The sequence below is a fragment of the Acetanaerobacterium elongatum genome, from assembly GCF_900103835.1.
Lineage (GTDB): Bacteria > Bacillota > Clostridia > Oscillospirales > Ruminococcaceae > Acetanaerobacterium > Acetanaerobacterium elongatum.
The window spans coordinates 51,842-62,985 of the sequence record NZ_FNID01000020.1; the positions used below are offsets into that span (position 1 = coordinate 51,842).

Here is an 11,144-nt window from a genome sequence, read left to right on the forward strand (position 1 = left end):
TGCCATTCTTTTACGCCCCCATCACGGCCTGTGTATTACGCATTTTGTCGGTAAGGGCTATAGCGAAGCCTTTGTAAAGAATATGCAGTGTGTTATTCAAACCTTAAATAGTCCCGAGGCGATGATAAGGCTTACCTGCACAGCAGATTCCATCTGCACCTGCTGCCCGAACAATAAAAACGGCAGCTGCCTGTCCGAGCCAAAGCCCGCGGTATTTGATAGCAGGGTACTGAGTCTTTGCAATCTTTCAGACGGGCAAACCCTTCCTTGGGAGGCATTCCGAACGGCGGTGTTACACAATATACTTGAACGGGGCAGGTTAGCCAAGGTATGCGACGGCTGCTGCTGGCTGAAGGTGTGCTTATCCTTTTATAATAAATAATGAAAATGCCTCAAACACAGATGTGTTTGAGGCATTTTAACCATTAAGGTACTTTTAAAAGGCGCGACTAAACCTGTAAGCCGAGTTCTGTATTAAACTACGATCTGTCTTGGCCCTGCGTTGCCGCAAGGGCTCCAGCCACCTAGTCGGGAATGCCGGGCAGGCTTAGCTCCCATTTTGGTGTTGCTCCGAATAGGGTTTGCAGGGCCGCGCAGTCTCCTGCGCGCCGGTGAGCTCTTACCTCGCCTTTCCACCCTTACTCAGCACGAATGCTGGGCGGTATATCTCTGTTGCACTTTCCCTAGAGTCGCCTCCGGCGGCCGTTAGCCGCTATTCTTGCCCTGTGGAGCTCGGACTTTCCTCACAGGCAGGTGCAAAAGCATCGCCCGCGCCGCAGTCTGGTCTACTCGCATCCGTTATTATACGGTTTTAAAAAACATTTGTCAAATAAAAAAGCGCCGCAGGGAATAGTTACATCCCTGCGGCGGCAGATTATGTATGGATTTTAATTATCCTTCAGCGGAACACCCTTCGCATCTGCGGTTGTTTTGCCTGTTAAGATGAAAATACCCTCAATAATTCCCCAGATAGCGGAAACCGGAGAAAGGATAAAGCAGGAAAGAACGCTGATCAGCAACTGAGCAACCGCTTTGCCGGTGAAGCCAAGATAAAAGTTATGAGCGCCGGTCCAGCCAAGAAGGATACCCAAAAGGCCCGCAACCATCTTGCTCTTCTGCTCGGTGCCGGGGGCTGCCGCTACGGGCTGGCCGGAGAGCTGGTAGCCACACTTAACACAAACAACCGCAAGAGGGTCACTCTGCTGGCCGCAATTGGGGCAGTAGTTGCCGCCTGCGCCTACCTGTGCGCCGCACTTGGTGCAAACGCTTGCGCCCTGAAACAGTTCATTACCACAGTTTCTGCAAAACATTCTAAATCATCCAATCCGCCGCTGTGCTTCGGCATAAAATTATAATTAAAATGCCAAACCCTACCATGCACAGTTAAATGGTAAGATTCACGGGTTACCACGCCTGAACAGGCTGCCTTTTAGAGGCAATAGCCGCTAATTGGCATTTCTTCGCTCGATATAATAAATTATAGCATAACTATGCCGTTAATTCAATATTTATGGCTAAAAGTTTACCAACATCATTCAATATTATGCAGGTTAGAAATATTTCGGAACTGTTTCGGTGATGATACTACACAAATATAATGCCATATCGGTTCTCTTTTTTTACCTTTTTATATCCTGCTTGCATTGAAAAAGCAAAAAAGGCGTGTTATAATTATACAATATATATACGTTTACGGCGAAATAGCATTGGGAAGAAGGAGTAAGAATGTCAAAAATAACGGTAAACCTTGCAACAAACTTAAAAGAAAAGCCTAAGGATCAGTCCAAGCTGGGCTTTGGCCAGTATTTTACCGACCACATGTTCATTATGAACTACGACGAGGGTCAGGGCTGGCACGACGCACGCATCGTTCCCTACGGCCCGCTTCCGCTTGATCCCTCCGCCATGTGCCTGCACTACGGGCAGGAGGTATTTGAAGGCCTCAAGGCCTATAAAACCCAGGACGGCAGAATACTGATGTTCCGCCCCGACCAGAACTTCAAGCGTTTAAGCATGTCCAACGAGCGCATGGTTATTCCGGCCTTTGATGAAGAATTCATGGTGGAAGCCCTTATAGAGCTTGTTAAAATCGAAAAGGATTGGATTCCCACAGCTGAGGGCACCTCGCTCTATATCCGTCCGTTTATTATAGCGGTAGATCCGATGCTGGGCGTTCATCCGGCGCATCACTACCTGTTTATGATTATCCTCTCTCCGGTTGGTTCCTACTATGCGGGCGGCCTTGCTCCGGTAAATATCTATGTGGAATCCAACTATGTAAGAGCCGTAAAGGGCGGTTTAGGCTTTGCCAAGACTGCGGCCAACTATGCTGCTTCGCTCAAGGGGCAGGCAGAGGCCGAGCTGCATAAGTATTCTCAGGTGCTGTGGCTCGATGGCATTGAGCGTAAATATATCGAAGAAGTAGGCGCCATGAACATCTTCTTCGTAATCGGTGACGAACTGGTTACCCCCGCGCTCAACGGCAGCATTCTTCCCGGCATCACCCGTATGTCGGTTATCGAGATCGCCAAGCAGTGGGGCATGAAGGTTTCCGAACGCCGTATCTCGATCGATGAGATCTCGGCCGCCTACGATAAGGGCGAGCTGAAAGAGGTATTCGGCTCCGGTACTGCGGCTGTTATCTCTCCGGTTGGCCACCTGAAGTATAACGATAAGATCATGATTATCAACAACGGTAAGATCGGTGCAGTTTCTCAGAAGCTGTACGATAACCTTACCGGCATCCAGTGGGGCAAGCTGCCCGATACCTTTGGCTGGACGGTTGAGGTTAAATAGTAATCAATTTGACGTAACTGAACAAAAAGGCATGAGCCCTGCAGACACTATGAGGTTCATGCCTTTCTTTTTATGCAAAGCGGTAAACAGGAGGGATCGGCTTGCGTACCATCGAGTATATTGTACGGGAGGGTTATACCAGTATTCGCGCGTGTGATTATCTGCGCGGCGTGCTCGGGTATTCCAGCCGTACCATGACCACCCTGCGCAAACAGATGGGTTTGCTCACCGTAAACGGCATTCCGCAGACGGTGGTGGTACGGGTAGCAGCAGGAGACCGATTATGCATAAATATACCCGACGACACGATGAAATCGCTGCCTCAGGAAAGCCCGCAGGTAGCGATTGCCTACGAGGATGACGATGTTGTTGTGTTCAATAAGCCCAGCGGTATGCCGGTGCACGAGTCTAAAAAACATCAGGAAGGCACCCTTGCCAACGTATTTGCCGCCCATTGCCTCAAAAAAGGTGAGTCGCTGGTGTTCAGAGCCGTCAATCGTTTAGACCGTGATACCTCGGGGCTGGTTGTGGTAGCCAAGCATCAGCACAGCGCTAACGCGCTTTCGGGAAAGATTATGAAGGAGTACACCGCTATTGCCTGCGGCGAGATAGAAGCCGGGGAGGGCACTGTGGATGCCCCCATTAAAAGGCTTGCCCCGGAACGGCAGATACGCATCGTAAGCGAGGATGGCCAGCACGCCGTTACCCACTATCAGGTGCTTGCACGAGGGGGCGGCTATACGCTGCTGAAACTTACGCTTGAAACCGGGCGTACCCACCAGATACGCGTACACATGGCCCATATTGGGTACCCGCTGGCGGGAGACGCCATGTATGGAGGAAGCCTTAAAGACATACAACGGCAGGCGCTGCACTGCGGCAGGGTGGAATTTACGAATGAAATTACAAATAAATGTATAAATATACAAGCTGACCTTTGTGAAGACATGCAAAAACTCCTCCAAAAGGTAAATAAACCTGTGAACGATGCATAAATATAATAAAATATGAATATTTTATCACAAAAGTACTTGATTTATATTCAGAAACGGTTATAATTAAGTACATAGTTTTTCAAATGTTTTTCTGAGTGAAAGAGGAGAGTTTAATAATGAAAAAGATAGCGCTTATTCTCGCGCTGGTAATGCTGTTTGTATTTGCAGGCTGCACCAGCACCGCCCCCGCCGCAAGCTCTGCTGTACCTGCTTCCTCCGAGGCTGCTTCTTCTGTGGCCGCTTCCTCCGAAGCAGCTTCGTCTGCGGCTCCCGCTGCTCAGGGCGCCAAGCTTGATGCCATTAAAAAGGCCGGTAAGCTTGTAATGCTCACCAACGCAGCATTCCCTCCGTTTGAGTACATGGGCAACGACAACAAGCCCGCCGGTGTAGACGTTGAGGTTGCTCAGGCTATTGCCAAAGACCTTGGAGTAGAGCTTGAGATTGTAAACATGGACTTCGATCTGCTTATCGAATCCCTGAAGGCTGGCAAAGGCGATTTAATCCTCGCCGGTATGACCATTAAGCCCGAGAGACTGGAGCAGGTAGACTTCTCGAAGGAATATGTTAAGAGCGCACAGTATGTAATCATCAAGTCCGGCAGCGGCGTAACCGCCGATAAGCTTGATGGCCTCACCATTGCTGTTCAGCAAGACACCACCGGTGACTTCTATGCCACCGATGATATCAAGGCCAAAGAGGTTCTGCGCTTTAAGAGCGGCATTGAAGCCGGCTCCGCCCTTTCAAGCGGCAAATGCGACGCAGTAATTATTGATAAGCTGCCCGCTGAGAAGATCGCCGCCAACTCCTCCGGCAAGCTCGAGGTACTCCCCAAGGCGCTTACCGAAGAGAGTTACGCCATCGCTGTAGCCAAGGAGAACAAAGACCTTCTTGAAGCAGTAAACGCTTCTCTCGACAAGCTGATTGCCGACGGCACCGTTGATAAGCTCATTGTTAAGCATATGGAGATTGCGTAAGCAAAAAAGCTAAGCTGACTTCAAACATAACCATAGCAGGCAAACTACTGCCTGCTATGGCTTGTTTAATGTCTGTTGTCTGAAGTGCTTCGGCGAAACACTTCAGACAACAGACATCAAAACGGCAGTTCTAAATTTTAGCAGGCGGATACCGAATTTTATCCGGTGGCTTTGCATAACCCCGGTTAAACGCGGCAATGCCGGAAAGGCAGGTGTTTTATGGACCAGCTGTATATGATTTTTGATAAGTTTTTAAAAGATTTTTATACCGTCGTTGTAGAGAACAACCGCTGGCAGATGTACCTTACAGGTTTGGGGAACACTATCTGTATCGCATTAGTGGCGGTATTTATCGGTACGATGATTGGCTTGATTGTCGCGATTATCAAGTATTATGCGGTTAACAATAAAAAGCTTTGGCTGCTGGATAAGCTGTGCGATCTCTATATTACTGTAATTCGCGGTACGCCGACCTTGATTCAGATACTCATTATGTACACGGTGATTTTATCAAGTGTTAAAAACGGTGTTCCTGTAGCAATGTTGGCTTTTGGTATCAACTCAGGCGCCTATGTAGCCGAGATTATCCGTGCGGGTATCCTTTCGGTAGATAAGGGCCAGTCGGAAGCCGGACGCTCTTTAGGACTAAACAGCAACATGACCATGACACTCATTATCCTGCCGCAGGCGGTAAAAAACATTCTGCCTGCGCTCTTTAACGAGTTCATTGTGCTGCTGAAGGAAACCTCGGTAGCGGGCTATATCGCGGTGCAGGAGCTTACCAAATCGGCTGACCTTATCAGGGGCAGAACCTTTATCGGGCTTCCGCTGTTTATATCTGCCGGCCTATACTTGATTATGGTTGTGGGCATGACGGCGCTTCAGAAGCGTTTGGAAAGGAGGCTGGCGAAGGGTGATAACCGTTAAAAATCTGCAAAAATCCTTTGGCGGGAATAACGTGCTCAAGGGTATTGATATTACTATCCAAAAAGGTGAAAAGGTTGTTGTTGTAGGGCCGTCCGGTTCCGGCAAAAGCACCTTTCTGCGCTGCCTGAACCTGCTCGAGGTGCCGACCGGCGGCGAGGTGTGGTTTGAAGGGCAGAATATCACCGACCCTAAAACCGATATCAACAAGCTGCGTCAGAAGATGGGCATGGTATTCCAGCAGTTCAACCTCTTCCCGCACCTTTCGGTAATGGAAAACATAACCCTTGCCCCTGTTAAGCTTAAGCTGCAAACACAGGCTCAGGCTGATGAGCAGGCCCAAAGGCTGCTTGCACGCATCGGCCTTTCCGATAAGGCGCACACTTACCCCAACCAGCTTTCCGGTGGGCAGAAACAGCGTATTGCCATTGTGCGCGCGCTGGCCATGAACCCCGATGTGATGCTATTTGATGAACCTACCAGTGCCTTAGACCCCGAGATGGTAGGCGAGGTGCTGGAGGTTATGAAGGAGCTGGCACATGAAGGTATGACCATGGTGGTAGTTACCCACGAGATGGGCTTTGCCCGTGAGGTGGCTACCCGCGTATTGTTCATGGATAACGGGCAGATTCTTGAAGAGGCACCGCCCGAGCGTTTCTTCGGCGCCCCCAAAAACGACCGCTTAAAGGAGTTCCTCTCCAAGGTTTTATAAGGCACATTGTTTTTACAGGATGAAGCAGGCACAACCCTTGGGCGTGCCTGCTGTTTTGTTAAAGGGACATTCGACAAATTACGAGCATATACTGCAATAAGGGCGTTCTCCCGGCATCTTGTAAGAAGCTGCTTCCTAAAGAAGGCCAGGCCGCCCATGCCACAAGAAATAATTACCATGATAAATTGTTGTTCTTTTAGGTATAATAATCATTGGGTAAATAATTAGTAAAATTTACGTATTCAGGTTGCACAAATCTTCAAATTTACCTGCCGGATTTTACAGTTTGTTATAAAACATGGGGTAAAGCCTTCTGAAAACTGTGAATTTTATATTACCAAATTGTATATTAGTCCATCAAAGCCTTGAAATTTCAATATCAGTGTGTATAATAGTTTTATGCTTATCACGATTATACAACCTCTACAAAATCGAGTGAAAGGCTTGGCTTTATGGCTTTTCACGAGCATTTTTAGATAGGTTTTAATGAGTGGTTAGTATTATCCACGAAAAAACTTATACCCGTTTCAATCGAACATGATGCAATTGGTTTTTCCAATTTGAAATTGGTATCAGACTGATTTCAGCAGCCCTTTGCGAGGTTAAGGAGTGCGCGTTAAAAGGGTACTGGAGGCGGCAGCGCCCCTGCTGAAATAAGAAGGAGTTGATGCGAGTGGCACCCAGAAACGACACTGACAACCCTAAAAAAGGCGCGTCTGGCGTATTTGGAGGAGCACGGAAAGACGGTCAGTCATCATTTGCTTTAAGAGAAATAGATAAGCTGTATATGAAAATATACAGAATTGCATATTTTGTTGGCATCCAGTTTCTCCGAACCATGAAGCGCTACCGGCGTAATTTAAGGTTCTACGCCAAGAATAACCGTGTAGTACACTTCTTTAAAAGCCGCAACACAAAACAAAGGCTGCTGGCTTACTTTGTAGATTTAATTGAGGATGTATTCACCCCGTTTGTGAATATTGCAAAGAAATTCCGAAACTCTGTAAGCCGCATAGCCGAAAAGGGAAAGAAAAGCGTGTGGGCAGGGGTTGGCGAATTCTTCGGCTGTATGCGCCGGGGGCTCAAGCAGGTAGTTCATTCCCTTGTTACCATCTCACATTATGTGGCTCCGGTATTGGGAGTGTTGTTCTTAATCGCTACCGTGCAGTATTTTACCTCTCTTACCTATGGCTTGGAGGTTGAATACGGCGGCAAAACTCTCGGATATATCGAATCCGAAACCCAATTTGAACAGGCCGAGAAGATGATGCAAGGCCGCATTAAAAACGATGTCTCCGCCGAGCCGATTTACACCATCCCCACCTTTAAGGTTACGGTGCTGGATAAAGGGGAGTTCTCGAAGGTTGAAGAGATTTGCAACGGTATCATCAAGGCCTCCGGCAGCAAGATTATCGAGGCGGCAGGCTTATATATCGACGGTGAATTCTACGGTGCAACCTACGATCAGTCTGCTATATCCAACACCCTGAAGAGGCTGTTGGACGCTCAGCGTTCTGCCGATGCCGCTGCTGAAACGGTAAACTTCGTACAGGACGTACGGCTTATCCCCGGCCTTTACCCTCAGAACAGTATAGTGGATACCGCAGTATTGGAATCAAAGCTTACCACCGAGGTAGAAGGTCAGCAGGTTTATACTGTTGAGGAGGGCGACAGCCCTTGGTCGATTGCCCGTAAGGTGAATGTAAAGCTTAGCGATCTGTTGCTTTTAAACCCGGGTATCGATAAGTCGCTATTAATCGGGCAGAATATCATCATTTCCAAGGCTCAGCCTTTCCTGCCGATTAAATCAACCAGAACGGTAGTTTATGAAGACGAACTGCCCTACGAGGTAGTACAGAATCAAAGCAAGAAATACAACCGCGGCTACACCCAAATTACACAGAAGGGTGAAAATGGCCTGCAGGAGGTTACCGCAAAAATAACCTTGGTAGACGGTGTGCAGACCGATAAGGTGATACTAAGCACCCGTGTACTCAAGGATGCCGTTCCCGAACAGGTAACGGTAGGCACCAAAGAGATCGTTATTTCCGGTGGCAAGAGTTCAGGCTCCTCTGTAACCGGTTCCGGTCAATTTATGTGGCCTGTGGTAGGCGGAGGCAGTGTTTCTTGTGGATTCATGGGCTACCGCGGCCATACCGGTATGGATATTACGCTTTATTACGGCGCACAGATTGTTGCGGCGGATGACGGCGTGGTGGTAGTTGCCAAGAGAACCGCAGGCGGCTATGGCAACCATGTGATGATAGACCACGGTAATGGTGTTCAGACCCTTTACGGCCACATGAGCAAACGCTTTGTCAGCGTAGGCGATACCGTTAAGAAGGGCGAGCCCATTGGCTTGTTGGGCGCAACCGGTAATGTTACCGGTCCTCATCTGCATTTTGAAATCCGAGTAAATGGCCGTTATATGAACCCGAGTAAATATTTTTAAAAGTTGATTTAACCCCTGTTCGAGCCATTCGGACAGGGGTTGCTTTTTGTGAGGAATTGTTAATACTATACCGCTTAAAAAGCACATAAATCAAAACCTTTCGTATATGGTACTTTTTATCGGAGATTAGTATATTATGCAGTTTGGAATAGAGAAGCTCACAACTGCCCATACTTTTCTTTGCGTGCCTAAATTCAGTAGTATTGTATCCATCATGCAGGCAGACATTCACACGATTATTGATTTTCGGTGTAGCATTTTTCGTCTGATTACCAAAAAATAAAACGATAAGCTCATTAAGAATGGAAAATCAGCCGAAAAACCCAAGGCATTTTAATTTACATAAAACTAAAGGAAATTAGACTTTTAATTTTAGTTGTTAAGTGGTATAATACATAAAGGCAACTTTGGCTGTTTGTTGATTTCGTAATAAAAACATATGCTATTCTTGAATTGTAACCTAACCAAAACACATTTTAATTGTTTAAACAGTGATGCCGGCAGCGCAGGGAATAATGGTTAATGCTTTAACATAACCTGTTAACTGTGGCTGTGAAGCGCCCTTTTGGCGTAGATTGCATTTTTAGTATAGGGGAGAATACCGCATTGGAGAAGTTTGTGATTACCGGCGGAAACCGTTTGGTGGGCGAGGTGTCTATCAGCGGAGCAAAAAATGCCGCCGTAGCCATTATTCCTGCCACAATTTTGGCAGGCGGCCCGTGCATACTTGAAAATGTTCCCGATATTCGTGACGTTTCTGTTATTATTAAAATCCTTTACGAGATGGGCGCAAAGATTCGCTATATCGATAAAACCACGGTGATGATTGATACCACCCGCATTACCTCCCATGTTGTTCCCTACGAGATGGCGCGTCATCTGCGTGCCTCTTACTATCTGCTCGGCGCGTTAACGGGGCGGTTTAACCGTGCCAAGGTGTCGCTGCCCGGCGGGTGTAACTTCGGGGTTAGGCCTATCGATCAGCACATCAAGGGCTTCGAGGCCTTGGGTGCCAACGTTTCCATCGAAAATGGCATGGTGAGCGTAGAGGCCGAACACCTGATGGGTGCCCCCATCTTTTTAGACATGGTTTCGGTGGGTGCTACCATGAACATCATGCTTGCCGCTGTAAAAACCAAAGGCCTTACCGTTATTGAAAACGCGGCGAAGGAGCCGCATATTGTAGACCTTGCAAACTTCTTAAACTCCATGGGTGCCGATGTGCGCGGTGCCGGTACCGACGTGATTAAGATTCGCGGTGTGGAAGAGATGCACGGCGCTACCTACTCCATTATCCCAGACCAGATTGAAGCAGGCACCTATATGGTGGCTGCAGCTGCCACTAACGGCGACGTTTTGGTAAAGAATATTATCCCCAAGCACCTGGAACCCATTACCACCAAACTGCGCAAGATGGGTGTAGATGTTATTGAATATGATGAATCCGTCCGTGTTTCACGCACGGAGGAGCTGATAAAGACCAACGTTAAAACCATGCCCCACCCGGGTTTCCCCACCGATATGCAGCCGCAGATTACGGCGCTGTTAACCCTTGCACGCGGTACGAGTATTGTTACCGAGGGCGTGTGGGATAACCGCTTCCGTTATGTGGATGAACTGCGCCGTATGGGTGCAAATATTCAGGTAGACGGCAAGGTGGCGGTGGTAGAAGGCAAGGGTTATCTTACCGGAGCACCTGTGAAGGCCACCGATCTTCGTGCTGGGGCTGCGTTGATTATTGCGGCGCTTGCGGCGGAAGGAACCACCGAGATTGAGGATATCTACCATGTGGAGCGCGGCTACGAAGAGATGGAAAAAAAGCTGCGTGAGCTGGGCGCCGACATTAAAAAGATTGAGTTCCCAGGCGAAGTATTGCCCAAGGCACTGTAAAATCGAACCGGATAAAAATTGTCTGCTGCTTTTTTGGCCCGACAGTTTTTGGCTATATAAAATGTTAAAGGACCGAATGTAGGTTTGTCAAACATCTTGGACAGTGTTAGGAAAGAGCAAGCTTTTCAAGTGGCGAAAGCCAGCGAAGAGGGCGCATCGGTATGTTATTGGAACGATTTTGATGTGCAGCTAGCTGCACATCAAAATCGGCGAGTGAATAAAAGTGGTGTATGTCATAGAAACGCTTTTGGTCTTCACGGTGGCTACGTTCTACCTTGCCGTTGTGTCGGGGTGTATAAGGACGAATAAGTTTATGTCTGATACCCAGTTTCAGTGCCGTTTGTTCAAACAAGGTAAAACTATCTCGTTTGCTGCTGGAGAAACGATTGGTAAATTCAAAA

The 11,144-nt window shown here is 47.9% G+C and carries 10 protein-coding genes and 1 other RNA gene; 8 read left to right on the forward strand and 3 right to left on the reverse strand.

Going from position 1 to position 11,144, the window contains the following annotated elements; genetic code table 11:
* The first annotated feature begins 82 nt into the window (after window positions 1-82).
* Complete coding sequence (locus BLR50_RS14875) at window positions 83-382, forward strand: DUF1284 domain-containing protein (protein ID WP_162840378.1); 300 nt, start codon at window positions 83-85, stop codon at window positions 380-382.
* 60 nt (window positions 383-442) lie between these two features.
* Here the strand turns inward: BLR50_RS14875 and rnpB are convergent.
* Window positions 443-792, reverse strand: an RNA gene (gene rnpB, locus BLR50_RS08745) — RNase P RNA component class A.
* A 95-nt stretch (window positions 793-887) separates the two neighbouring features.
* Window positions 888-1,310: a TM2 domain-containing protein gene (locus tag BLR50_RS08750; RefSeq protein WP_092640765.1), complete on the reverse strand. Its 423-nt coding sequence runs from the start codon at window positions 1,308-1,310 to the stop codon at window positions 888-890.
* 415 nt (window positions 1,311-1,725) lie between these two features.
* On the opposite strand from BLR50_RS08750, the gene BLR50_RS08755 reads away from it, so the two are divergent.
* From BLR50_RS08755 to BLR50_RS08785, 7 genes are all read left to right on the forward strand, one after another.
* Window positions 1,726-2,796 carry a branched-chain amino acid aminotransferase gene (locus BLR50_RS08755; protein WP_092640768.1) on the forward strand — a complete coding sequence of 357 codons (1,071 nt, stop codon included), beginning with the start codon at window positions 1,726-1,728 and terminating at the stop codon, window positions 2,794-2,796.
* A gap of 101 nt (window positions 2,797-2,897) precedes the next feature.
* Complete coding sequence (locus tag BLR50_RS08760; RefSeq protein WP_092640770.1) at window positions 2,898-3,791, forward strand: RluA family pseudouridine synthase; 894 nt, start codon at window positions 2,898-2,900, stop codon at window positions 3,789-3,791.
* Window positions 3,792-3,907: 116 nt separating this feature from the next.
* Window positions 3,908-4,765 (forward strand): ABC transporter substrate-binding protein, encoded by an 858-nt coding sequence (locus BLR50_RS08765; RefSeq protein ID WP_092640773.1) that lies wholly within the window; start codon window positions 3,908-3,910, stop codon window positions 4,763-4,765.
* A gap of 219 nt (window positions 4,766-4,984) precedes the next feature.
* Entirely contained in the window at window positions 4,985-5,692 is a 708-nt protein-coding gene (locus BLR50_RS08770; protein ID WP_242871726.1) for an amino acid ABC transporter permease, read from the forward strand.
* The gene (locus BLR50_RS08775) at window positions 5,679-6,401 is read left to right on the forward strand and encodes an amino acid ABC transporter ATP-binding protein (protein ID WP_092640775.1); all 723 of its coding nucleotides are present in this window, start codon (window positions 5,679-5,681) and stop codon (window positions 6,399-6,401) included. The genes BLR50_RS08770 and BLR50_RS08775 overlap by 14 nt, the downstream gene beginning before the upstream one ends.
* A 673-nt stretch (window positions 6,402-7,074) precedes the next feature.
* On the forward strand, window positions 7,075-8,853 hold the full coding sequence (locus BLR50_RS08780; RefSeq protein ID WP_205408680.1) for a peptidoglycan DD-metalloendopeptidase family protein: 1,779 nt from the start codon (window positions 7,075-7,077) through the stop codon (window positions 8,851-8,853).
* A gap of 606 nt (window positions 8,854-9,459) precedes the next feature.
* The gene (locus BLR50_RS08785; protein WP_092640781.1) at window positions 9,460-10,743 is read left to right on the forward strand and encodes a UDP-N-acetylglucosamine 1-carboxyvinyltransferase; all 1,284 of its coding nucleotides are present in this window, start codon (window positions 9,460-9,462) and stop codon (window positions 10,741-10,743) included.
* Between the two features lie 106 nt (window positions 10,744-10,849).
* Here BLR50_RS08785 and BLR50_RS08790 read toward each other — a convergent pair.
* Window positions 10,850-11,144: integrase core domain-containing protein (locus tag BLR50_RS08790; RefSeq protein WP_143008076.1), on the reverse strand; the 295-nt coding region annotated here is incomplete at its 5' end.

Excerpts from the sequence above, each read along its gene's own strand:
- BLR50_RS14875 (WP_162840378.1), top strand. The coding sequence starts at position 83 with ATGCAGTGTGTTATTCAAACCTTAAATAGTCCCGAGGCGATGATAAGG.
- BLR50_RS08765 (WP_092640773.1), top strand. The coding sequence starts at position 3,908 with ATGAAAAAGATAGCGCTTATTCTCGCGCTGGTAATGCTGTTTGTATTT.
- BLR50_RS08770 (WP_242871726.1), top strand. The coding sequence starts at position 4,985 with ATGGACCAGCTGTATATGATTTTTGATAAGTTTTTAAAAGATTTTTAT.
- BLR50_RS08750 (WP_092640765.1), bottom strand. The coding sequence starts at position 1,310 with ATGTTTTGCAGAAACTGTGGTAATGAACTGTTTCAGGGCGCAAGCGTT.
- BLR50_RS08755 (WP_092640768.1), top strand. The coding sequence starts at position 1,726 with ATGTCAAAAATAACGGTAAACCTTGCAACAAACTTAAAAGAAAAGCCT.